The organism is Rugamonas rivuli (assembly GCF_009380165.1).
Lineage (GTDB): Bacteria > Pseudomonadota > Gammaproteobacteria > Burkholderiales > Burkholderiaceae_D > Rugamonas > Rugamonas rivuli.
Window position 1 is genome coordinate 95,060 of record NZ_WHUF01000003.1, and the last position, 22,370, is coordinate 117,429.

Annotated in this window: 21 protein-coding genes and 1 tRNA gene; 1 reads left to right on the top strand and 21 read right to left on the bottom strand. The window is 63.5% G+C overall.

The window, feature by feature from the left end; translation table 11 throughout:
• Positions 1-4: 4 nt before the first annotated feature.
• The 17 genes from GEV01_RS10810 to GEV01_RS10890 form a co-directional block, all read right to left on the bottom strand.
• Entirely contained in the window at positions 5-1,111 is a 1,107-nt protein-coding gene (locus GEV01_RS10810) for a glycosyltransferase (protein ID WP_152804201.1), read from the bottom strand.
• Positions 1,101-1,799, bottom strand: coding sequence for a glycosyltransferase family 32 protein (locus GEV01_RS10815; protein ID WP_152804203.1), 699 nt, complete (start codon positions 1,797-1,799; stop codon positions 1,101-1,103). The genes GEV01_RS10810 and GEV01_RS10815 overlap by 11 nt, the downstream gene beginning before the upstream one ends.
• Entirely contained in the window at positions 1,796-3,058 is a 1,263-nt protein-coding gene (locus GEV01_RS10820; protein WP_328595486.1) for a lipopolysaccharide biosynthesis protein, read from the bottom strand. The genes GEV01_RS10815 and GEV01_RS10820 overlap by 4 nt, the downstream gene beginning before the upstream one ends.
• 25 nt (positions 3,059-3,083) lie before the next feature.
• Complete coding sequence (locus tag GEV01_RS10825; protein WP_152804206.1) at positions 3,084-4,154, bottom strand: acyltransferase family protein; 1,071 nt, start codon at positions 4,152-4,154, stop codon at positions 3,084-3,086.
• Positions 4,147-5,763 carry a hypothetical protein gene (locus tag GEV01_RS10830; RefSeq protein WP_152804208.1) on the bottom strand — a complete coding sequence of 539 codons (1,617 nt, stop codon included), beginning with the start codon at positions 5,761-5,763 and terminating at the stop codon, positions 4,147-4,149. The genes GEV01_RS10825 and GEV01_RS10830 overlap by 8 nt, the downstream gene beginning before the upstream one ends.
• A gap of 27 nt (positions 5,764-5,790) precedes the next feature.
• Positions 5,791-6,474, bottom strand: coding sequence for an exosortase-associated protein EpsI, B-type (gene epsI / locus GEV01_RS10835; protein WP_152804209.1), 684 nt, complete (start codon positions 6,472-6,474; stop codon positions 5,791-5,793).
• Positions 6,471-7,385: an exosortase B gene (gene xrtB / locus GEV01_RS10840; protein ID WP_152804211.1), complete on the bottom strand. Its 915-nt coding sequence runs from the start codon at positions 7,383-7,385 to the stop codon at positions 6,471-6,473. The genes epsI and xrtB overlap by 4 nt, the downstream gene beginning before the upstream one ends.
• Positions 7,385-8,260: a chain length determinant protein tyrosine kinase EpsG gene (gene epsG, locus GEV01_RS10845; RefSeq protein WP_152804212.1), complete on the bottom strand. Its 876-nt coding sequence runs from the start codon at positions 8,258-8,260 to the stop codon at positions 7,385-7,387. The genes xrtB and epsG overlap by 1 nt, the downstream gene beginning before the upstream one ends.
• 13 nt (positions 8,261-8,273) lie before the next feature.
• The gene (gene epsF / locus GEV01_RS10850) at positions 8,274-9,683 is read right to left on the bottom strand and encodes a chain length determinant protein EpsF (protein ID WP_152804214.1); all 1,410 of its coding nucleotides are present in this window, start codon (positions 9,681-9,683) and stop codon (positions 8,274-8,276) included.
• A gap of 52 nt (positions 9,684-9,735) precedes the next feature.
• Positions 9,736-10,524, bottom strand: coding sequence for a polysaccharide export protein EpsE (epsE, locus tag GEV01_RS10855; RefSeq protein WP_152804216.1), 789 nt, complete (start codon positions 10,522-10,524; stop codon positions 9,736-9,738).
• A gap of 42 nt (positions 10,525-10,566) precedes the next feature.
• Positions 10,567-11,547, bottom strand: coding sequence for an EpsD family peptidyl-prolyl cis-trans isomerase (locus tag GEV01_RS10860; protein ID WP_152804217.1), 981 nt, complete (start codon positions 11,545-11,547; stop codon positions 10,567-10,569).
• A 148-nt stretch (positions 11,548-11,695) separates the two neighbouring features.
• A complete protein-coding gene (locus tag GEV01_RS10865; RefSeq protein WP_008446392.1) occupies positions 11,696-13,078 on the bottom strand; it encodes an undecaprenyl-phosphate glucose phosphotransferase in 1,383 nt (460 codons plus the stop codon).
• Positions 13,079-13,087: 9 nt separating this feature from the next.
• Positions 13,088-14,314: an XrtB/PEP-CTERM-associated polysaccharide biosynthesis outer membrane protein EpsL gene (gene epsL, locus GEV01_RS10870; protein WP_152804219.1), complete on the bottom strand. Its 1,227-nt coding sequence runs from the start codon at positions 14,312-14,314 to the stop codon at positions 13,088-13,090.
• 41 nt (positions 14,315-14,355) lie between these two features.
• A complete protein-coding gene (locus GEV01_RS10875) occupies positions 14,356-15,018 on the bottom strand; it encodes a CAAX prenyl protease-related protein (protein WP_328595487.1) in 663 nt (220 codons plus the stop codon).
• Positions 15,019-15,213: 195 nt separating this feature from the next.
• Positions 15,214-17,115 (bottom strand): ATP-binding cassette domain-containing protein, encoded by a 1,902-nt coding sequence (locus GEV01_RS10880; protein ID WP_152804222.1) that lies wholly within the window; start codon positions 17,113-17,115, stop codon positions 15,214-15,216.
• 183 nt (positions 17,116-17,298) lie between these two features.
• A complete protein-coding gene (locus tag GEV01_RS10885) occupies positions 17,299-17,856 on the bottom strand; it encodes a PEP-CTERM sorting domain-containing protein (protein WP_152804224.1) in 558 nt (185 codons plus the stop codon).
• 148 nt (positions 17,857-18,004) lie between these two features.
• Positions 18,005-18,079: transfer RNA gene (locus GEV01_RS10890), tRNA-Arg, on the bottom strand.
• Positions 18,080-18,304: 225 nt separating this feature from the next.
• On the opposite strand from GEV01_RS10890, the gene GEV01_RS10895 reads away from it, so the two are divergent.
• Positions 18,305-19,381 carry an acyltransferase family protein gene (locus tag GEV01_RS10895; protein ID WP_152804225.1) on the top strand — a complete coding sequence of 359 codons (1,077 nt, stop codon included), beginning with the start codon at positions 18,305-18,307 and terminating at the stop codon, positions 19,379-19,381.
• Between the two features lie 7 nt (positions 19,382-19,388).
• Here the strand turns inward: GEV01_RS10895 and GEV01_RS10900 are convergent, their stop codons facing one another.
• From GEV01_RS10900 to GEV01_RS10915, 4 genes are read right to left on the bottom strand one after another with little or no spacing between them, the layout of a single operon-like run.
• Entirely contained in the window at positions 19,389-19,784 is a 396-nt protein-coding gene (locus tag GEV01_RS10900) for a RidA family protein (RefSeq protein ID WP_152804227.1), read from the bottom strand.
• The gene (locus GEV01_RS10905; protein WP_152804229.1) at positions 19,784-20,959 is read right to left on the bottom strand and encodes an acyl-CoA dehydrogenase family protein; all 1,176 of its coding nucleotides are present in this window, start codon (positions 20,957-20,959) and stop codon (positions 19,784-19,786) included. The genes GEV01_RS10900 and GEV01_RS10905 overlap by 1 nt, the downstream gene beginning before the upstream one ends.
• Positions 20,959-21,813: an enoyl-CoA hydratase family protein gene (locus GEV01_RS10910; protein ID WP_152804231.1), complete on the bottom strand. Its 855-nt coding sequence runs from the start codon at positions 21,811-21,813 to the stop codon at positions 20,959-20,961. Before GEV01_RS10910 ends, GEV01_RS10905 begins: the two co-directional genes overlap by 1 nt.
• Positions 21,814-21,824: 11 nt before the next feature.
• On the bottom strand, positions 21,825-22,364 hold the full coding sequence (locus tag GEV01_RS10915) for a MarR family winged helix-turn-helix transcriptional regulator (protein WP_152804233.1): 540 nt from the start codon (positions 22,362-22,364) through the stop codon (positions 21,825-21,827).
• Between the last annotated feature and the right edge of the window lie 6 nt (positions 22,365-22,370).

Genomic DNA, 22,370 nt, shown 5'->3' on the forward strand with positions numbered 1-22,370 from the left:
ATGTCTAGTGGAGATCGATCTCCAGTTCGTCAACAAAACGGCGCTCGACCGTGGTGTGCGCATAGTCGTCGAGGCGGGCGCGCTGGGCGGCCGCGGCGGCGAGATAGGCCGGATACTGCGCGTGCAGACGGCGCACGCCGTCGAACAGCGCGTCGGCGCTCCAGTCGACCACCACCGCATTGTCGCCGACATAGTCGGTATGGGTAACCAAATCGTTGCACAACACCGGCAGGCCGGCCGCCATGTATTCGAAGATTTTCTGCGGCGGGCTGGCCGAGTAGAACGGGTTGCCCGCCAGCAGCGACACGCCGGCCTGCATCTGTCCGTACAGGCGCACCACCTCGGCATACGGCATCGGCGCGTAGACGCGGATGGCCTGGGCCAGCGCCGGCTCGGCCGCCAGCGCCCGCTCCAGCACGGGGTCTTCGCAGCCGACCAGGTGGAAGGTGGCGGGCACGCCCTCGGCCACCAGGCGGCGGGCGCAGGCGACGACCAGGTCCAGTCCCCTGCCCTCGCCGCCGGAGCCCGGATAGACGATGTGCAGGCGGCCGTCCGCCGAGACGGCCGGCGCGCTGGCGCGGTACAGGCCGAGGTCGACCCCCATCGGTATCAGCGACACGCGCGGCGTGCGGCCGGTGTACAGCGCGGCCAGCTGGCGCGAAATGGCCATCACCGAATCCACCCGCGCCAGGCCGCGCAGGAAGGTGCTCAGCTTGAGCCAGGCGCTGAGCTTGAACGGGCGGCGCCGTTCCGGGCCGTAGCTCTGCTCGAAATGGGTGGGCGCGTAGGCCACGATCGGGCAGGCCGGGCGATAGAAGGCGAAGGTGGTCACGGCCGGCAGGCCGATGACGTAGATGAAATCGTAGTCGCGCCTGGCCCACAGCAGCTTCCAGGCGGCTTGCAGCGAAAACAGCAGCGGGTTTCTTTGCGCGATGATGTCGGTGCGGCGGCTGCCGGCCACGCCGGTGCCGGCCGAGCTCAGCACGGTGGAGACCCGGTAGTGGCGGCGCAAAAAGTCGAAGCGCGCCATCTGGTCCGGGAAGCGCGACAGTTCACGCCCCGGCAGGAAGACCAGGGCCAGGCATTCCTTTTGCTGGGCTTCAGAAGTCAATCGTCAGTCTCCAGTCGGGCCGCGGGCTGAGTTTCTCGATCAACACCCGCAGGAAGCGGTTGCGGTCCTTGAAATCCCACGACGACGCATAGTGGTGGATGCCCACCGTTTCGTCGACGATGTCCGAATACAGCAGCTGGCCGGCGTTGAGCGGGTTGTTGTCGTCGAAGGGGTTGAAGGGGTAGAAGCTGGGCGGCGCCAGGATGTTGAGCGGCCGGCCGCCGGCGGCGTCGTCGACGGCACGCATCAGCACGCGCGGCGCGGTGGCGAATTTCTTGATCGGTATCAGGTTTTCCAGGATCAGCTGGCGCGCGCGCTGCATGATGGGGTCGTGCGGCACGGCGGCGATGAAGCCGGCGCCCATCAGCCCGGGGCTTTCCCAGGCCGAGCAGAAACGGTCGTCGCTCAGGATGGTCGACAGCGGCTTGATCAGCTCGATGTCGGTGTCGAGGTAGACGCCGCCGTGCTGGGCCAGGATGTCGAAGCGCACCCAGTCGGAAATGAAGGCCCAGTTGCGCTGCCGCGCGGCCTGGCGGCAGTACTCGTTATCGATATCGGAGTTCGATTCGTTCCACAGGATGATCTCGTATTCCGGGGCGAATTTTTTCCACGAGGTGAGGCAGCGCTGGGCCATCACCGGCAAAGGCTTGCCGCCGAACCAGCAATAATGGATTTTCTTTGGAATCATTTGACCGCTTTCTCTTTCAATACCAGGATAACTTTGATCACCACCACCAGGCTCACGTGCAGCAGGAAGGCGCTGATGGCGCCCGTGATGCCGAAATAGTGGCTGAGCACCAGCAACTCCGCCATGTACAACAGGTTCGAACACACCGTCACCACCGAGGTTGCCTTCTTCTTGCCCAGCGCCCAGTAGAAGGCGTGGGTGGTGATGAAGGAACCGCCTATCACCGCCGTCAGCATCATGATGAACAGCTCCAGGTCGTACTGGGCCAGCCCGCGATAGATGATGGGCACCCAGATCGGCCGGCACAGGAAGGCCGTCAGGCCGATCAGTGTCGCCACCGGCAACAGGATCAAAATCGTTTTCCGCCACAGCGCAAAGGCGCCGGCGCGGTCGCCGACATTGAGCTTGTGCGAAAACTCGGGGATCGAGTTGGTGTACACCGGGGCGGTGGCCATCGAAATGATGGCATACAGCCGTTTCAAAATATTGTAGACGCCCAGCGCTTCCGGGCTCAGCGCCACACCCACCAGCACCTTGTCGATATAGGCCACCGGCAGGTCGGCCACCGCCAGCAAGGTGCTCCACTTCCCGGTCGACAGCACGGCGCGCTGGTCCAGCGGCGCGTCGGACGGCTCCACCGGCCCCGCCGGCTTACGGTAGATCAGCAATCCCAGATAGGTCAGCCGGCACAGCTCGGGCAAAGCATAACAGACGATCACCGATGACGGCGTCGGGCTCCAGTGCGCGGCCCCGTACAGCATCACCAGGCGCAGCAGGTTGGCGCTGACGCCGGCCATCAGCAAGACCTGGTATTTATTGGTCAGGCGATAAAACGCCACCAGCGAACCCAGCGACGGCAACAGCATGGACAGCACGATGAACACCGCATCCAGCGGGCCGAAGCCGCTGACCTGCGAAATGTGCAGGGCCGGCACCATCAGCGCCAGCACGGCCAGCAAGGCGGTCGCCATGCCGGCCAGCTCGAACAGCAGGCTGCGGCCGATCTGCTGCTTGAGCACGGCGACCGACGAGATCTTCCCCGGCAGCTCGACCAGCAAGCCCTGCCAGTACTGCACCGTCACCAGCGTGAAGGCGATCATCGCCACCGATTGCATGAAGATGAAGCTGCCGTACAGCTCGATGCCCATGATCTTCAGCGTAATCGGAATGGCAAAGAATCCGATGGCGGTGCTCGATACATTGAGCAGGAAAGACAACACACTGTTTTTAAGTAAATTACTACCGCTTTTTCTGCTCACACAGCCTCACTGTTGCAACATGGGTTCATGCCAGGCCCAGCGGCTGCTTGTTCGCCAGCAGCGTCCGGCCGAGGCGTAGGAAGGGTTGTTCCACATATCGATACGACAGATGGGCCGAAAGGAAAGACAGGGGCATCAAGACCGCCCACTTGGCGGGCACGCTATAGCCGGGCATCAGCATGGTCACCAGCCCCAGCATCAGCCAATGATAAAGGTAGAGCGAGTAACTGATGCGCCCGATATACGACATCAGCGGCAGCGACAAGACGCGGCTGGCCGCGGAGTCGACAAACAGCAGGCGGTTGAACATCAGCGCCAGCGCAATCCCCTGCAGCGTGTAGCGTATGGTTTCGCGGAACAGGTCGCTGCGCAGGGCCAGCGTACTGAGCAGCAGCAGCACGCCGCACCAGAACGCCACGCTGCCGCGCAAGGCGGTGTCGACGCGCGCGAAGTTCGCGCACAGCAGCGCAAAGCCGGCGCCGAAGAAGATGGCGTCGACCCGGGTGTCGGTGCCCATGTAGATGCGCACCACCGTGAATTCGCTCAGCCCCATCGACCAGACCAGGTAGAGGCGCCAGCACAGCACGGCGACGACGCAGGCGGCGATCAGCTGCAGGAAGGCGCGCGGCCGCGCCACCAGCGCGGCGAACAGCGCCGGATAGACGAAATAATAGTGTTCTTCGATCGCCAGCGACCAGGTGATGCGCAGCGGCGACATCAGGGTGTCCTGCGCGAAGCCGACGAACACCTGGTAGAAGTTGGCGAAATACAGCAGGACCGCGGCGAAATCCATCAGCTTCAGCGGCTGGCCGGTGCCCGCCATCAGCAGCAGCGACACCAGCAGGTACACGGTCAGCGCCGGCATCAGGCGGAACAGGCGGCGCACATAGAACTTATGGATCGACACGCCGCCGGTGGCCGCGTATTCGGCCAGCAGCACGCGGGTGATGATGAAGCCGGAAATGAAGAAGAAGATCGTCACCCCCAGGCCGCCGGGGATGATGTGGCTGAGCCAGGCGTGCGAACAGACCACGAGCAGGATCGATACCGCACGCAATCCATCGAGGGATTGCATGCGGGCGTGCACATCAACCATGACGCGCGCCTCCGGCCACGGGCAGCGCCCGCATGGCGGACGACGGACCGTAGGGACGCTTGGCGGCGGCCGGCGCCGGGGCCGGCGCCTTGGCCGCGCTGAAGCGGCACATCTGCACGATGCAGCCGGCGCAGAACAGGAACAGCAGCTGGCTGGAGGTCTCCACCAGCAAGGTGCGGTTGTAGATCAGGGTGGTCATCATCAGCACCAGCGTGACCGCGCTGGCATCGACCATCGCCTGCTGGTGCAGGGTGCCGCCGCCGCGCCGCAGATACCTGACCGCGGCCAGCACCGCCAGCACCGGTATCAGCACGAAGCTGATCGCCCCCAGTATGCCCAGGTCCCACAGCAGCGCCGTCAGCGTGGTGGAGTCGATGTGCAGCGGGCGGTAGCGCATGGCGATCACGCCGCGGCCGGTCGATTCGCCGTCGGCGCTGGCGCCGGGGCCGAAGCCGATCAGGCGGCCCATGGCGTCCGGCGTCGGATCGCGGTACCAGATGTACAGCGAGGCGAAGCGCCCCACTTCGCCGGTGCCGTATTGGATTTCATACGGGTCGAAGAAATAGCCGCCGGTATGCTGCAGCTTTTGCTCGACCGTGTTGCCGGACGAGCCCTGCTCGCCCCAGTACATGGCCTTGTAGGCGGCGAACGTTCCCGCCATGAACACCACCAGCAGGCAGCCGTAGGCGATGAACGTGCCGACATTGCGCAGCAGGCGGGTGCGCAGCGTCAGCACCAGCGCCAGCGGCATCCAGAACACGATCGCCTTGACCTCGCCCAGCAGCATGTTGGCCATGGCGAACACGAACAAGACGGCCAGCTGCCAGAACGGCATCAGGCCGCGCGACCAGCAGGCCAGCGAGTAGATCAGCGCGGCGATCGAGAACACCACCATCACCGCGCTCATGCCGGGCCCGAAGGTGCCGACCACGGCATCCCAGCCGATCAGGCCCATGCCCCAGAAGTGCTGGTAAAACACCACCGGCAATTGCAGCAGCATGATGCCGATGATCAGGCGCCACATGATCAGCAGGCGCTTTTCCGTGAACGGCGTAAACGCCAGCACCATCAGCACGCCGAACATCGGCACGCCGAAACGGATCGACGACAGCATTTGCAACTTGGTCGCCTTGCCGATGGCCATGCCGAAGAAGAAGAAACCGAGGTAAATCGCGGCGGCGATGACGATGCCGGCGGCGCCGCCCCAGGGCACATTCGGCATGCGCCGGCCGAGCTTGGTCAGCAGGATTTCCAGCACGGTGCGCAGCAGGAACAGGAAAGCCAGGCAGCTGCCGACCCACAGGATGGCGCGGATGTGCAGGATGCTGGCGCACGGCCCCTGGATCAGGAAAATGAACACCAGCAGGATGGGCAGCAGGTTTTTGGCGCTGAGGAACCACACCACCGGGATCACCAGCAGCATGCCGGCAAACACCAGCGTCAGCTTGACGCCGCCCATCGGAGCGATCAGGCCGGCAAAGGCGGCCACCAACAGCAGGGCCAGCCCGGCCAGCATGGCAGGCAGGGTGGGCAGGATACGCTTGCGGCGCGGCGCATAGTAGCCGCCCGACGGCAGCGCGGGCGTGGCTTGTTTTCTAAAGAAATTCATATCGCTTTCGCTTCAAACGGCCCGGTTTCAATGCGCGTGGCCGCTGAAATGCGCGCGCATCGTCGGCGACACCGCAGCCAGCATTTCATCGACGAAGCCTTGCTGCAGGCGGTAAGCCACGGCGCTGTCGGCGTTGATGCTCGACACCCGTATCAGCGTCGCGTCGGGGATCAGGCCATCGAGCGCGTACGACAGCCGGGCTTTTTTCAGTTCCCAGGAATTGCGCACGGCCTTTTCGCCGACCACGATCCAGTAGGTGATCGGTTCGACCCGGTTGTTCAGCGACGCCACCAGGCGCGTGGCCGGGATCTCGCCGGTGCGCGAGCTCATGCTCTCATAATGCACCGGCGAGACATTGAAGCCCTGGGCGCCGTAGCAGCCTTCCGGATAGTGCACGGCCAGGTTGTCGCGCTGGTCGGTGCCGTAGGCGATCGACAGCATGATGCGCTCGCCTTCCTTGTTGACATAGGTGCGCGACAGGGTCTGCGCGTAGATCTTCTTGATCTCGGCGTCGACCTGCGGATTGATCACCGCCGACACCTGGTTGACGTCTTCCGTCCAGCCGCCAAAGCTGGTCGGGATGACGTCGGCCAGCACGATTTTCTGGTGCAGGTCCGACAGGCGCGTGGTCGGCTTGACCGCCTGGGCGGTCCACGAGGTGAGCACCATCAGGCCGCACAACACCACTCCGGTGACGATAGATTTGTTCATACGACCGCCTTTAAGCCTGCGCCACGTTTCAATTCATGCCTGCGCACCAGCCATTGCAGGAAGGTGTCCAGGCTCAGGATCAGCACCAGCGCGCTGACGAACAGCACCATGCCGGCAAAGCCGTGCAGGAAGCCCTGCCCCGCCGCGTCGCCGAAGTAGTAGGTGATCAGCGTCAGCGTCATCACGCGCAGCACATTGGCGGTGAACGAGATCGGAATGATCAGGATCGCCAGCACGATGTTGCGGAACGCCGAGGTGTGCTGCACCACGTTCAGGTAGAACAGGCCCAGCGACTCCAGCGCCAGCAGGGTCTGCAGGCCGGCGCAGGCGTCCGCCACCAGCAGCTGGTACTGGCCGATCTGCAGGATCACGCCGCTGCGGGCGATCGGATAGCCGACCCAGAACAGCAGGTGTTCGGTCACATAGGAGACCGCCATCTTCATCGGCATGGTCAGCATCGCCACCAGCGTACCCGGCAGCGGCACCATGAACAGCATGAAGAAGAACGCAAACCAGACGATGCGCAGCGCGCGCACGCCGAACTTGATGAGGATCACCGACGCCAGCGTGAAGATGAAGCCCAGCATTTCGCCGGCCAGCACTTCCTGCGAACGGCCGACGATGTAGCACAGCATGCCGGCCACAAAGCACAGCCCGCCCAGCACCGGCACGCCGCTGACCGGCGGCAGCGCCAGGATGTCCTTGCCGCGCCGCGCGATCAGCCAGCTCGACAACGCCAGGATGATGGGGCCGTGGGCCTGGTCTTCGTGCACCCAGACGTCGCTGAACGTGACCATGGTGGGCACAAACAGCAACAGGAAGCCGAAGACTATGGGCGCCCACTCCAGCACGATGGTGCGGGACGGCATCGCGATACCCGTCTTGTTGTTGGTCTGCGTCATGGGTTTCATCAGAAGTCGACCAGCACCGAACCGACCACCTCGGCGCCGCTGTGCGCCATCTGCTCTTGCATCGCGTGGATGTCGGCCACCTGCGTGTGGTTCTTGCGGGCCACCAGCAGCACGCCGCCGATGCGCGACGCGACCGCCAGCGCATCCGAGCCCATGGAGAACGACGGGGTGTCGTACAGCACCACGTCGAAATTCGCCTCCAGTTCATTGCCCAGGCCGGCGAACGAGGCGCGGCTCAGCAGTTCCTGCGGGTTGGGCGGCAAGGTGCCGGCGCCCAGCACCGACAGCGCGACGAAGGATTCGATCTTGGCGATGCTGTCGAGACCGGCGCGGCCGGCCAGCATGTCCGACAGGCCCTGGCGCGACTGGATGTTGAAGATCTGCTGCTGCTTCGGGGTGCGCAGGTTGGCGTCGACCAGCAGGGTTTTTTCGCCCAGCTGCGAGAACACGATGGCCAGGTTGGCGGCGAACAGGCTGGCGCCGTCGCCCGGGTTGATGCCGACCACGGCCAGCGCCTTGCGGCCGCGCGCGAACCAGCGCAGCATCAGCTGGCTGCGCACGGCGCGCAACTGTTCCACCTGCTGGCTGAACGGCTTGTAGGCCGCCACCAGTTCGTTGGCGTACTTGCTCTCGCCTTGCAGCAGGTAGGGATAATCGAACTGACGCGCCAGCACTTGCTGGATGTCTTCTTCGGTGATCAGTCCCAGCCGCATGGCCGCTTCGCCGAAGCGCATGCCCAGTTCTTTTTGCATGCGCAAGACGCGCTCGGCGTTCTCCGGCGAAATCTTGCCGGACTCCAGCAGCAAGCCGCCGATGCTGGAATCGCGGGCCGGCTGCACCACCGGGGAAATGATGGGGGTCGATTGCTGATTCATCTTGTCGTCCATATTAATTCAAGCGCATATTGCGCGGCAAAACGGAGTTGATCGCGCGGAAGCGTTTCTGTGCCGGCGCATTCCATTCGATGGTGCCCAGCACCGGGATGCCCAGCACGTCGCCGAGGTCGTCGCCGGAACGCACGCGGCGGTCCATCATTTCAGCCAGCAGCGTGAAGCCCAGGCCCAGCAGCGAACCCAGGAAGGCGGCCAGCATGGTGTTGAGCAGGACGCGCGGACCGGCCGGCGCCACCGGCACGATGGCCGGATTCAGCACCGAGATGTCGGACTGGTCCGACTGGCCCTCGATCTTGGTCTGCGAGAAGCGCTGCGAGGTGACGTCGAAGGCGCGCTGGGCGCTTTCCACATCCTTGGCCAGCACGTTCATTTCGTCGCGGGTGCGGTTCAGTTCCAGCACCTTGTTCTTCTGCTCGGCCAGCGCGGCGCGGATCGCGCCTTCGCGCTGGGCCAGGATGGCGGCGTTGTTGCCGACGCTGTTGGAGGTGATCTTCATCTGCACCGCCAGTTCGCCGCGCATCTTCTCGACCTCGGTCTTGGCGCTCTGGTATTGCGGATGGTTGGTGCCCAGGCGCTGTGCCAGTTCAGCCAGCTTGGTCTCGGCGGCGCCGAGGCCGACCTTCAGGTTCTGGATCAGCGGATTGGTGGCCACGTCCGGCGACTCGGCCGACTGCGTGCCCTGCGCCATGCTGCGGCGCGACGCCGCTTCCATGGCCTGGCCCTGGGCGGCAACCAGCTGCGCCGACAGGTCGTTCAGGCGGTTCGATTCGACGTCGAGACGGTTGTCGACGCTGACGATGCCGTGTTCCTGCTGGTACTTCGACAGGCGGCTCTGCGCCAGTTCGACATTGTCGCGCAACAGCTTGGTCTGCTCGTTGAAGTAGGCCGACGCCTTTTTCATCGGGTCGACCTTCAGCTGGATGCTGGTGCGCTGGTATTGCTCGGCGAAGGCGTTGGCCACGGCCGCGACGAACTGCGGATCGCTGCCCTTGAAGCTGACGTCGATCACGCTGCTCTCGCGCGACGGCACGATTTCCAGCTTGGTCAGCAGCAGATCGGCCAGCCAGTGTTCGACCGAACCCTGGCCGCCGGTGGCTTCATTGAACTGGGCCACCACCGCCGGGCTTTGCGCCAGCTTGAGCTGGTCCACCACGCGCAGCGCGACGTTCTTGCTGGTGATGATGTCGACCTGGGTCGCCATAAAGCCGGGCAACAGCTGGCTGGGCATCGCCATGCCGGTCAGGGGATCGACCCCCTTGTAGTTGAGCAGCAACGAATTGGTGGCCTTGTACGTCTTAGGCAGCAATTGGCTGATCACGGCGGTAACGGTGACTGTCACCAGCAAGGTAATCAGAAATATCCATTTTCGCGCGCGCAAAATCAGGAAAAACTGGGAAAAATTCATGGCCACTCTCTTTTCAAAATACGTAGGCTAGACAACGACGGCAGAGCCGGCGTTAGAACAGGCTTTCTTTCACATAGATCACATCGTCCACCTGGACCAGGTCATCCTGCTTGGCGTCGATCACCTGCAGCACGCCCTTGGCGTCGCGGCGCTTGATGCGGATGCCGCGCTCGGTGCCGCGCGGGGTCAGGCCGCCGCCGGTGCTCAGCGCCTGCAGCAGCGTCATCTGGCGTTCCAGGCGGAATGGGCCTGGGCGCTGGACTTCGCCGTAGATGTAGAAGCGCGGTGCGCGCTCGACGTACAGGATGTCGCCACCCATGACTTCGAAATCGCGGTTGAAGTCGTTGCCGCGGACCATGTCGACGACGTCGATCGTATCCTTGGTGGTGACACCGTTGCGCTTGCGGATCAGGCTGACGACATCGCCGCCGTCGCCGCCGAAGCCGCCGGCCAGCGCCAGCATGTCCATCAGGGTGCGCTTGCCTTCGATCGGATAGCGGCCAGGACGGTTGACCGCGCCCAGCACCGACACCTGGGCGCTTTGCAGCGACGTCACCAGCAGGTTGACCTGGGCTTTACGGATGAAACCGCCGCTTTCCAGCATGCCGGCAATCTTCTTTTCCGCCGCCGCCGCCGTCAGTCCGCCCAGCTCGACCGTGCCGATCAGCGGGAAGGTGATCGTGCCGGCCTCGCTGACGCGGGTCTCCAGCGACAAGTCCTGGTTGCCGTACACCGACACCTTGACCACATCGCCCGCCCCCAGCAGCACATCAGCCGCGCCGGCGGTCTGCGCCAACAAGGCCAGCATGCCGGCCACCATCCACATTGCAAGTCGCTTCATGATTCGCCCATTCCATTCTAGTTATAAAAACACTGCTACTTATTATTTGAGACCGGCCACGCCGCGCGCGTTCGAATCGGCTTCGCTCGCTGCCGGCGCCGCGGCGGCCGGCGCCGACGCTGGCGCCGATGCCGCGGCCGAGGCCGAAGCGCTGGCCGAGGCGGCCGACTTGTTCAGGTACTCGATCTTGGCGGCGGCGCGCAGGCGGGCCAGTTCGGCGTCGGCGGCGGTCTTGCTCTTCTTGTTGAACAGGAACTGGCCGATCTGGTTTTCCGCTGCGGCCAGGGTCTGCGGCGCATCCTTGATATCGGTGATCTGGATCAGCAGGCTGCGCTCGCCTTCCTTGATGATGAACAGCTGGCCCTTGGGCAGCGACTGCAGCTTGCTGCTCAGCTCAGGCGGCAGGTCGGCCGTGGTGCGGGCGATCTGGGCGCGGGTGAACGCCACTTTGTTGGTGTCCAGCCAGGTCGCCACTTCTTCCAGCGACTTGGCGCCGTCCATCGCGGTTTTCAGCTCAGGCGTCATGGCGCTGGTGGCGATGATCAGTTCGCGCATGTCGAACTGCTTGCGCTGCGAGAAGAATTCCGGGTGCTGGTTGAAGTACTCGGCGATTTCTTCCTTGGTCGGCTTGGTGATGGTGCCGACGCGCTTTTGCATATACGACTGGGCAATGATCAGCGCCTTGGCGCGTTCGATCGCCTGCACCACCTTGGGATCGCGGTCCAGCTTGTCCTTGGCGGCTTCGTTGAGCAGCAGCTGGCGGTCGATCAGCGACTCCAGCAACTGCTTGCTGGCGGCTTCCTGCTGGGCGGCCTGCACGTTCGCGCGCTGCAGTTCCTCGTTCAGCTGGGTGATCGTGATTTCCTCGCCATTGACGCTGGCCAGCGACTGGCCAGGCTTTTTATCCTTGCTGCCGCCGCAGGCAGTCAGGCCTGCCGCAGCGACCAGCAGCAGTGCAGCGCACAGTACGCGCTGTTTCGATGGGACATCCTTGCGTACAACAACACCGGTAGTAGCGTTCAAAATTATTCCTTCCAAGTACATTCTAAAAAGCGGGCAGCCTGAAGCCCGGAACGAGGTATTGCGTTATTATAAAGAATGACACTTAATTTTACGTTAGACAACCCTGTTTATTTTTAAAAGCGCCACAATCTGACGCGGCGCCGGGTGCTCAATGTGCATTTTCCCGCTGGGCAACAACCAATACGGTGCGGGCAATGATCCACAGGTCCAGAAGCAGCGACCAGCGGCGCAGGTAGTCCAGGTCGTACTGGATGCGCGCCTCCATCTTGTCCAGCGTGGCGGTTTCGCCGCGCAGGCCGTTGACCTGGGCCCAGCCGGTGATGCCGGGCTTGACCTTGTGGCGCAACATATATCCCTTGATCAGCTTGCGGTATTGCTCGTTGTGCGCCACGGCGTGCGGGCGCGGCCCGACGATGCTCATCCGCCCCTGCAACACATTAATGAATTGCGGCAGTTCGTCAAGCGAACTCTTGCGCAAGAAGGCGCCGACCCGCGTCACGCGCTGGTCGTTCTTGGTGGCTTGCACCACCTTGGCGCCATCCTCGCTGACCGTCATCGAGCGGAACTTGTAGACGATGATTTCCTCGCCGTACAGGCCGTAGCGGCGCTGGCGGAAGATGGCCGGCCCCGGCGACGACAGCTTCACGCTCAGGCCGATGACCAGCATGATGGGCAGCAGGCCGATCAGGATCAGCGTGCCCAGCACGATGTCGCTGACACGCTTGATCATGCTGTTGAAGCCGGTGAACGGCGTTTCGCAGATGGCGATCACCGGCATGCCGCCGACGTTGTCGAAGCGCGCCTGCATCAGGTCGAAGATGTAGATGTCCGGCAAGAAGTACACGGAGGCGGTGGTGTCCTGCAGCTCGTCGACCAGCGTGCGGATGCGCGGCTGGGCCGAAATCGGCTGGCTGATGAAGATCATCTTGATGTTGTTTTCGCGGACGAAGCCGGGGATGTCGACCATCTTGCCCAGCATCGGGTGCTGCATGCCGGGCGGGCGGCGGTCTTCGGTACGGTCGTCGAAGAAGCCGCGCACGGCCATGAACAGGTTGGGGTTCTTCTCGATGGTCGAGGCGAACTTCAGGCCGACGTCGTTGGCGCCAACGATGATCACCGAGCGCACTTCGCTGGCATTGCCGGGCGAGCTGCCCAGCTTGCGCACCGCCAGGTGGCTGGCCAGCAGCAGGAACGGCGTCGCCACGAACCAGGCCAGCACCAGGCGCGCGTTGTAGTGGCGCGTCAGGCCGCTGGCCATGCCGAGGAAGATCAGGATGGCCGCCGAGATCACCCAGCCGACGATGACGTCGCGGCCGTAGGCCCACATGCGGCCGCTGCGCCAGGTGCGGTAGGGGTCGACGTGCTGGTACACCGACGAGGTGATGAAATACGATAAGGTCATCAGGATCAGGTCGTATCCGGTGAAAGGCTGGTTGAAGCCCACCGAAAACAGGTATAACGTTCCCATGATGAGCAGCGGGTCGAGCACCCGCTGGAAGAACGAAATTAAGGGGATATCGTTGACCGTCATATTTTTCTTCTAGAACTGAATGCTGCCATTAAGCGAAATCGTGTTGGCCAGGTAGCTGCCGGAACCGACCAGCGGGCTGCCGGTGCGGCGCTGGCGATTGGCGTTGAGGCTGATCTGCGAGTGCTCGGTCGGCATATAGGTCAGGCCGGCCTGCAGGGAGTTGCCGCTGTCGCTGGCGCCCGGCGGCAACTGGGCGCCGGAGGCGGCGTTGAAGTCGCGCCGCTCGCGCTGCACGCGCGCCGTCGCCATGATCTTGGTCGTCAAGTCCCACGACGCCAAGGCGCTGGCGCCCTTGTTCAAGCTGTTGTTGACGACGTTGCCCTCGACCGCCTCGTACACGCGCCAGCCGGAGAACGTCAGGCGCAGGCGCGTCGCCGGCGACCAGATGAAGGTGGCGCGGCCGGTCGGGCCGTTGGAATCGCGCGAGGTCAGCGCCGCGTGCGTGCGGCGGGCATAGCCGCCCAGCAGCTGGAACTGCGTGGTTCCGCTGAACACCCAGTTGACGTTGGCGTTGATCTCGTCCTGCTCGAAGCCGTTGTCGAACAGCTGGCCGCCCGAGAAGCGCGGCAACTCGTAGACGCCGCGCACATGGCGCAGCAAGATCCCGACGCGCGACGAGCTGGAGGCCAGGAAATCGATGCCGGCGTCGGTGGTGGTGTCGGTGCGGTTGTTGAAGCGCTGCACCGACAGGTCGTACTCGGCACGGTTGCGCTCGTAACCCGCATGGACACGCCAGCTCGGGTGGAACAGCCAGTTGATGTCGCCGTAAGAACGGCGCTGGATGCGCAGATTGCGCTCGGTCGAATGGTAGTCGTTGAACGGGGTCAGCGTCTGCACGTAGTTGAGGCCGGCATGTCCGTCGAGGTGGCTGCCGATGCGCCAGTGCCAGTCGGCCAGATAGTCGCGGCCATCGTAGTTGAAGGAATCGTAGTGCTCGAAGGCGACTTTCGACACCTTGGCGTGGCCGCTCAGCACCTGGCGGCCGATCGGGCGCTCGAACAGCGCCCCCACTTGCAGCTGGCGCATGCTGTCGCCACGCGGCCCGAAAAAGTTCGGGATACTGTCATCCAGACGCAACAAATTGTCGTCATGCGTGTACGTGGCAGCAACAAACGGATGAATGGTATCGCTCAGCTCGGCGTGCGCGGGCAGCGCGGCCAGGCCCAGGATCGCCAGCGGCAGCAGGCGCAGCAGCGGCTTCTGGCCGCGGGAAGTAGTTTGGACAGGACTATGCATTATCGTTTTCTTTGTCTGATCAATGTATCACTGCTTGAATATTACCAATAAGTCCACTGGCCGGTCATCACAACCCACACGCCCAGTACTCCATTGGTGATCCCGTGCGCCACGATGGGCGCCCATAGATTTCGGCTACGCATGTACAGCAGGCTGTAGGCTGCGCCGGCAACCATGCCGGCGAACCACAGATTGTGCTCAATCCCAAACAGTACCACCGAAATTACCACCGCTTTCAGCCCGGCGCGCGCCGGATCCAGCCGCAGAAAGTCGCCCTGGGCGATCCAGCGCATCAGGAAAGAACGCCAGAACAGCTCCTCCATCACCGGCACCACCAGGGCCGCGCCGGCGATGCGTATCGCCACCAGCAGCCAGTCGATCCGTCCATCGGTGCGGGGGTCGTAGCCGGCCGACGTGCCAACCTGCATCCAGCCGGCGTCCAGGTTAATCCACAGCACCAGCACCAGCAGGCCGACCGCCACCGCCAGGGCGCAGCCGCCCCAGCCCAGGCGCCAGTCGCGCAATTCCTCGTAGCTGTGCCAGCACCAGGCCAGCACCGCGACGACCGCCAGGATTTTGACTGGATACAGCCAGCGCAGTTCCGCCGGGCCAAGGCCGAGACGCTCGGCCATGTCGGCAACGAAGATGAAGGCGAGATAGACAAAAAAAGGCAGGACCCGGCGCAGCGCCGCCGGCTCAAACACGGGCCCTGCCCTCCCCGGCAGCGGCGCCCGGCTGCGACGGCAGCGCAGGCGGCGAGGAAAACGGCGTGATCAAGGCGAAGCGCATGCGGGTCCCGTGTGTGCGAAATAAAAAGAAAATTGCCGACGTCCAACGTCAGCTCAAAACCATGCACATACTACAACAAAACGGCCCTACTTTGTTGCTACCGTGCGCAGCTATGCGCGGGTATTGGACTCGATTGTTTCCCAGCGCTCCAGAGCGGCCAGCAATTCCGTCTCGATCTCTTCCATGCGGCCATTGACGCGTTTGGCTTCGGCCGCGTTTTTCTTGTAGAAATCGGGATCGGACAGCTGCAGCGCCAGCGCGGTCTGCTCGTCCTCCAGACGAGCGATCAGTGCCGGCAGCTCGTCGAGCTCGCGCTGCTCCTTGAAGCTGAGCTTGCGCTGCTTGGCGGCCGGGGCGGCAGCGGCAGGCGCCGCTTCGACCTTGGCGGCAGCCTTGGCAGGGGTGGTCGGGGCGGCCACCGTGCGCACGCGCTCCCAGTCGCTGTAGCCGCCGACGAATTCGCGCCACTGCCCCCCGCCTTCGGCCACGACGACCTGGGTGACCACATTGTCGAGGAAGGTGCGGTCGTGGCTGACCAGGAACACGGTGCCCGGGTAATCTTCCAACAACTCTTCCAGCAACTCCAGGGTTTCAATGTCGAGGTCGTTGGTGGGTTCATCCAGTACCAGGCAGTTGGCCGGCTTGGCGAACAGGCGTGCCAGCAGCAAGCGGTTACGCTCGCCGCCGGACAGCGACTTGACCGGCGAACGCGCGCGTTCCGGCGCGAACAGGAAGTCGTTCAGGTAGCTCATCACGTGCTTGCGGGCGCCGTTGACTTCGACCCAGTCGCTGCCCGGGGCGATGGTTTCCATCAGGTTGGCTTCCTCGTTGAGCTGGGTGCGCATCTGGTCGAAGTACGCCACCTGCAGCTTGGTGCCCAGCTTGGCGCTGCCGCTGTCCGGTTCCAGCTCGCCCAGGATCATTTTCAGCAGCGTGGTCTTGCCGGCGCCGTTGGCGCCGATCAGGCCGACCTTGTCGCCGCGCAGGATGGTGCCGGTGAAATTGCTGACGATGACGCGGTCGCCGAAACTCTTGCTGATGTTTTCCAGTTCCGCCACGATCTTGCCGGAACGCTCGCCCGACGCCACCTCCAGCTTGACCTGGCCTTGCTGTTCGCGGCGCGCGGCGCGCTGCAGGCGCAGCGCTTCCAGGCGGCGCACGCGGCCTTCGTCGCGCACGCGGCGGGCCTTGACGCCCTTGCGTATCCAGATTTCCTCCTGCGCCAGCACCTTGTCGAACTTGGCGTTTTCCACTTCCTCGTTCTCCAGCAGCTCGGCCTTGCGGGCCTGGTAGGTGGTGAAGTTGCCGGGGAAGGACAGCAGGCGGCCGCGGTCGAGCTCGATGATGCGGGTGGCGACGTTGTCGAGGAAGGAGCGGTCGTGGGTAATGAACAGCACGCTGCCCTTGAAATCGCGCAGCAAGCCTTCGAGCCACATGATGGACGTGAAGTCCAGGTGGTTGGTCGGTTCGTCCAGCAGCAGCACGTCCGGCGCCGACACCAGCGCGCGCGCCAGCGCCACGCGCTTCTGCATACCGCCCGACAGCGTCTTCATCAGCATGTCGCCGGTCAGGTTCAGACGGTCGAGCACGGTTTCCACCTTGTTCGGCAGGCTCCAGGCGTCGGCCGCATCCAGCAGCACCTGCACGTCGTGCATGCGCTCCATGACGGCGTCGTCGTTGCCCTGGCCGAACTGGCCGGTCAGCGCATCGTATTCCTTCAGCAGCGCCGGCAGCTCGCCCATGCCGGACGCGACGGCGTCGAACACCGTCATCTCGGGATCGAACACCGGTTCCTGCTCGACATAGGCGATCTTGATGTTCTGCTGCATGACCAGCAGGCCGTCGTCGAGCTTGAAGCGGCCGGAGATGATTTTCAGCAGCGACGACTTGCCGGTGCCGTTGCGTCCGATCAGGCCGACGCGTTCGCCGGTTTCCAGCGAGAATTCAGCATGATCGAGGAGCGCGACGTGGCCGAACGCCAGTTGCGCTGAGGAAAGAGAGATGACTGCCATAGTAGAATGAGGAGATCGGAACGCGCTGCGTGATGCGAGCCCGCCGATTAGGTGAGTAAAGCACGCATTGTACCGATAGTCGGCTCACGCGCGCCATTTATTGCAGCCATGATGGCCGGGCGCGTCGCTTCGAACGCTGGCAACGGCCGGGCGTGGCCCGGCCGCTAGGTCAGAGGCCCCTGCTCAGGCGGCGTTGCGGCGGCGACGCGCCAGCACGCCGAGGGTGGCGAAGCCGGCCAGCAGCATCGCATAGGTGTCCGCCTCGGGGACCGGCGAAGTCAGGTCGAAACGGGTGTCCGCAGTCCAGTGCATGGTATTGTCGCTCCAGCCGGACGGCGCGTTCATATAGCGGTATTCCTGGACGCCGCTGGTGATTTCCTGGCCGCGGGAAACAATCCCCTCAGGGTCGGAGGACGACATCGTCGTGCCGAAGTTCAGGGCGCCGTGGGCATAGGAAAAAGCCGACAGGCCGCAGTGGAAATAAGGAATGCCTGGGTTGGAGCAATTGGCGTAGTCCACGCCATCGACGATGAAACTGGAGATTTCGCCGCCATCGATCGTGCCGTCGGCATTGCGATCGCTGCCGGTGAACGCGCCGCCGATCGAATAAGTGTTGTCGAACGATTGCGTCGCATCATTGTAGAAGCCGGTAAAACTAAAGGTCCACGTCTGGTCCGCAGCTTGCGCGGCGGTAGAGCATATTAATGATGCAGCAAAAATTGCAAGAATTTTACTTTTCAAGATACCGCTCCCTGATGAACAAATTAGCTAATTAGCATGGATAGTATAATGCAAATGAGTAAAAGAACAATCTGTGTTACATGTTATTTGTGTTAAAGCGCAGGGGTTGTGACAATCCTGCAAAAGGGAAAGCGGACGGGGTGGGGAGTGGTGTCGCCAACAGGAATCGAACCTGTATCTGATTCTTAGGAGGAACCTGTTCTATCCGTTGAACTATGGCGACACGCTGAATGAGCCGCCATTGTAGCCGCTAACCTTCGTGTCGCCCAGAGGTAAGCATGCCCGTCCTGGATTTTTTTGCAAGACAGCTCCGCAAGCCGCAGCGTATCGGCCTGTTCCCGCTTGACATTTCATTTCGAATAATACGAGTTTGTTAAATTATAATAGGGACTGGAAATCGCCCTCTCCTCGCCAGAGGAGGACTGTTCACCCCGTCACCCCCACTCCTATGAAAAAATACCATGGCATTCAGATACTCAGGTTTGCTGCGGCCTCGCTGGTCGTTGCTGAGCATCTAATTGGCAACGTCGTCAATCACTGGGCCAATGCCGGACATTATGAGGTGCCGCCGCTGGGATTAATCGGCGTCATCGTTTTCTTTGGCATCAGCGGCTTCATTATGGTGACCACCCAATACGACGCATTTGGAAGCGTCGCCAAAAGCGCCGATTTCTTCTTCCGGCGCATGCTGCGCATCCTGCCCGTTTATGCCATTGCGACAACCATGCAATTCATAAACAAGTTCAATGCCGGCGAACACTACACGATCGTTAACTATTTTAAATCGCTGCTCTTCGTTCCCTATATCGGCGACAAAGGCTTTTACCGGCCCATCCTTGGCCAGGGCTGGACGCTGAATCTGGAAATGTTCTTTTATCTGGTGTTTGCCTTGTCGCTGATCCTGCCCCGCATGGGCGGAATGGCGCTCAGCATCGCCGTGTTCGTGGCCTTTGCCGCCACACACAGCTACGCTGCGGAGATGAACGTCGTCCTGGCGTTCTACATGCAACAAATCCTGCTGTTCTTCGCATGCGGGATGCTGATTGCCACGCTGTGCAAGCATGTCCATTGGCGCTCGGCCTCGGTGGCGTCGCCACTGGTCATCTGCCTGGCGTTGATGGCGGGCGGCATATGGGTCAATCTGTATCTGCCTGAAGGCACGCACCTGGCCTACAACCTGGTGATGGTGTCGGCCTGCGTGTGGGCGGCGGCGAGCTACCAGCCCGTCCATACCGGCAAGACTGTGGCCATCCTGGAGCGCCTGGGCGATGCATCGTTCAGCACCTATCTGTTCCACGGTTTCATGCTGGGCGCGATCAAGTTCCTGTCCTACCGTACCGAGGAAGGCCAGTGGCTCAAGTTCGCGCTGTTGCTTGCATGCGCCGTGATACTCGCCAATCTGGTCGGGCTGCTGATGTACAGATTCGTGGAACACCCGATTGCACGTGTGCTCAAGGGTTGGACGCAGAAGCCGCACACGGCCCAGTCCAAGCCGCCGCAGCAGACGGCCAAATCCCGCGCCTGAGCGGGATCTATGCCATCGGCACCACGGCCGTCACCTCGATCTCCACCCGCGCCCGGTCCTCGACCAGGCCGGCCACCTGCACCGCCGTCATCGCCGGGAAATGCTTGCCGATGATGTCGCGGTAGGCGGCGCCGACTTCCTTGTAGGCGCCCACGTACTCCTTCTTGTCCAGCACATACCAGGTCATGCGCACGATATGCTCGGGCTTCGCGCCCGCCTCGGCCAGCACCTCGACCGCGTTCTGCAGCGCCTGGCGCACCTGGCCGGCGAAGTCGTCGGTGTGGAACACGCCCTGCCCGTCCCACCCTATCATGCCGCTGACGCACACCATGCGCCCGCTGGCGGCCACGCCGTTCGAATAGCCACGCGGCCGGACCCAGCCCGGCGGTTGAAGAAATTCCATCATTGTTCCTTAGTGTTTGCCGCGCGCAGCAGTTCGCGCGCGATGATCAATTGCTGTACTTCGGTGGCGCCCTCGTAGATGCGCAGCGCGCGGATCTCGCGGTACAAGCGCTCGACCGGCTGCTCGCTGACCACGCCTAGGCCGCCGAACATCTGCAGCGCGGCGTCGATCACCTGCTGCGCCGTCTCGGTGGCCGTCATCTTGGCCATCGCCGCCTCCTTGGTGACGTTGCGGCCCTGGTCGCGCTGCCAGGCGGCGCGATAAGTCAGCAGCGCGGCGGCGTCGATGCCGGTCGCCATCTGCGCCAGCTTCGCCTGCGTCATCTGGAAATCCGACAGCGCCTGGCCGAACATCTTGCGCTGCGTGGCGTGCGCCAGCGCCTCGTCCAGCGCGCGCCGCGCAAAGCCCAGCGCCGCCGCCGCCACCGAGGTGCGGAACACGTCCAGCGTGGACATCGCCACCTTGAAGCCCTGCCCCGCCTCGCCGATGCGCTGCGCGGCAGGGATGCGGCAATCGTTGAACGTCAGGCGCGCAAGCGGATGCGGCGCGATCACCTGGATGCGTTCCGCGATATCGAAGCCCGGCGTGCCGGCATCGACGATGAAGGCGCTGATGCCGCGCGCGCCGGGCTGTTCGCCGGTGCGTGCGAACACCACGTAGAAATCGGCGATGCCGCCGTTGGAAATCCAGGTCTTCTCGCCGTTGAGCACATAGTGATCGCCGTCGCGGACCGCCGCGCACTGCATGGCGGCGACATCGGAACCGGCCTGCGGTTCGGACAACGCGAAGGCCGCGATGGCGTCGCCACGCACCACGCGCGGCAGGTAGGCCTCGCGCTGGGCCGCCGTGCCGTGCAGGCTGATGGCGCCGGAGCCCAGCCCCTGCATGGCGAAGGCGAAATCGGCCAGGCCGTTATGCCGCGCCAGCGTTTCGCGGATCAGGCAGATGGCGCGGGTATCGATGCCCTCGCCCGCCGCGCCGTAGGCGGCGCCGGCGATCGCATGTTTGAGCCAACCGCCGTCGCCCAACTGGCGCACCAGATGGCGGCAGGCCGCATCGACGTCCGCCTCATGCTGCTGCGCGATATGCTGCGTGGCCCAGGCATCGAGCTCGCGCTCCAGCACCGCGTGGCGCGCATCGAAGAACGGCCATTCCAGATAAGTCTTGTCAGCCATTAGTCGCCTTCGAATTCAGGTTTTTGTTTCGCCACGAACGCGTGGTAAGCGCGATGAAAATCGTTGGTCGCCATGCAAATCGCCTGCGCCTGCGCTTCCGCCTCGATGGCTTCGTCGACACCCATGTTCCACTCCTGCTGCAGCATCTTCTTGGTCATGCCGTGGGCGAAGGTCGGACCGTCGGCCAGGCCGCGGGCGAAGGCCAGCGCAGCGTCCAGCAGCGCTTCCGGTTCCTGCAGGCTGTTGAAGAAGCCCCAGCGTTCGGCCTCCGCGCCGGACATCGAACGGCCGGTGTACAGCAGCTCGGCGGCGCGGCCCTGGCCGATCACGCGCGGCAGCAAGGCGCAGGCGCCCATATCGCAGCCGGCCAGGCCCACCCGCGTGAACAGGAAGGCGGTCTTGCTGCGTGCCGTGCCGAGGCGGATGTCCGAGGCCAGCGCCAGGATTGCGCCGGCGCCGGCGCAGATGCCGTCGACCGCCGCCACGACAGGCTGCGGGCAGGCGCGGATAGCCTTCACCAGATCGCCCGTCATGCGCGTGAACGCCAGCAGGCCAGGCATATCCAGCTTGGTCAGCGGGCCGATGATGTCGTGCACGTCGCCGCCGGAGCAGAAGTTCTCGCCCGCGCCGGTGATGACGATGGCCTTGACGTCGTCCGCATAGGCCAGCGCGCGGAACAGGTCGCGCAGCTCGGCGTAGGAATCGAAGGTCAGCGGATTCTTGCGCTCGGGGCGGTTCAGCGTCAGCGTGGCGACGCCGGCGCTGACTTCAAACAGAAAGTGGCTGGCCTGGTAGTCGGCCAGCGCGGCGCGGTTGCCGGGCAGTTGCTGCGCTTCGCCGGGAAGATATCGCATGGTGTGGTTCCTTATTTTTCGTCCGAGGCGTTCAGGTGCTGCTTCATCTGCGATAGCAGGTCGATCAGCTGGCTCTTGTCGGCGCCGGACATGTCTTGCAGCAGTTCGGCGATCCAGCCCTCGTGCACGGCGGCCATGGTGGCGAAGGCCTTGCGGCCGGCCGCCGTCAGCTTGACGCTGTAGGCGCGGCCGTCTTTCGGATCGGGCACGCGCACCACCAGCTTCTCCTGCTCCAGCTGGTCGGTGATGCCGGTGATGTTCCCGCCGGTGACCATCATCCGCTTCGACAGCTCGCCCATGCGCAGGCCTTGCGGATAGCGCTCCAGCTGCGCCATCAAATCGAAGCGCGGCAGCGTGATGCCGAAGCTGGCGCGCAGCCGGCTGCGGATTTCGTTCTCGATCTTGACGGTGCAGGACAGCATGCGCAGCCACAGCTTGAGCGACTGATGGTGATCCTGCGTCAGGCGGCTGGCCAGGTCGAGCACCGGCGCTCCCTCGTCCTCGTCGTCGATGGGATTCGGTTGATTCTCGTTGTCTGAAAATGGTGGCATAGCTTC

Excerpts from the sequence above, each read along its gene's own strand:
- GEV01_RS10815 (WP_152804203.1), bottom strand. The coding sequence starts at position 1,799 with ATGATTCCAAAGAAAATCCATTATTGCTGGTTCGGCGGCAAGCCTTTG.
- GEV01_RS10825 (WP_152804206.1), bottom strand. The coding sequence starts at position 4,154 with ATGGTTGATGTGCACGCCCGCATGCAATCCCTCGATGGATTGCGTGCG.
- GEV01_RS10830 (WP_152804208.1), bottom strand. The coding sequence starts at position 5,763 with ATGAATTTCTTTAGAAAACAAGCCACGCCCGCGCTGCCGTCGGGCGGC.
- epsI (WP_152804209.1), bottom strand. The coding sequence starts at position 6,474 with ATGAACAAATCTATCGTCACCGGAGTGGTGTTGTGCGGCCTGATGGTG.
- xrtB (WP_152804211.1), bottom strand. The coding sequence starts at position 7,385 with ATGAAACCCATGACGCAGACCAACAACAAGACGGGTATCGCGATGCCG.
- epsG (WP_152804212.1), bottom strand. The coding sequence starts at position 8,260 with ATGAATCAGCAATCGACCCCCATCATTTCCCCGGTGGTGCAGCCGGCC.
- epsF (WP_152804214.1), bottom strand. The coding sequence starts at position 9,683 with ATGAATTTTTCCCAGTTTTTCCTGATTTTGCGCGCGCGAAAATGGATA.
- epsE (WP_152804216.1), bottom strand. The coding sequence starts at position 10,524 with ATGAAGCGACTTGCAATGTGGATGGTGGCCGGCATGCTGGCCTTGTTG.
- GEV01_RS10865 (WP_008446392.1), bottom strand. The coding sequence starts at position 13,078 with ATGACGGTCAACGATATCCCCTTAATTTCGTTCTTCCAGCGGGTGCTC.
- epsL (WP_152804219.1), bottom strand. The coding sequence starts at position 14,314 with ATGCATAGTCCTGTCCAAACTACTTCCCGCGGCCAGAAGCCGCTGCTG.
- GEV01_RS10880 (WP_152804222.1), bottom strand. The coding sequence starts at position 17,115 with ATGGCAGTCATCTCTCTTTCCTCAGCGCAACTGGCGTTCGGCCACGTC.
- GEV01_RS10895 (WP_152804225.1), top strand. The coding sequence starts at position 18,305 with ATGAAAAAATACCATGGCATTCAGATACTCAGGTTTGCTGCGGCCTCG.
- GEV01_RS10900 (WP_152804227.1), bottom strand. The coding sequence starts at position 19,784 with ATGGAATTTCTTCAACCGCCGGGCTGGGTCCGGCCGCGTGGCTATTCG.
- GEV01_RS10905 (WP_152804229.1), bottom strand. The coding sequence starts at position 20,959 with ATGGCTGACAAGACTTATCTGGAATGGCCGTTCTTCGATGCGCGCCAC.
- GEV01_RS10910 (WP_152804231.1), bottom strand. The coding sequence starts at position 21,813 with ATGCGATATCTTCCCGGCGAAGCGCAGCAACTGCCCGGCAACCGCGCC.
- GEV01_RS10915 (WP_152804233.1), bottom strand. The coding sequence starts at position 22,364 with ATGCCACCATTTTCAGACAACGAGAATCAACCGAATCCCATCGACGAC.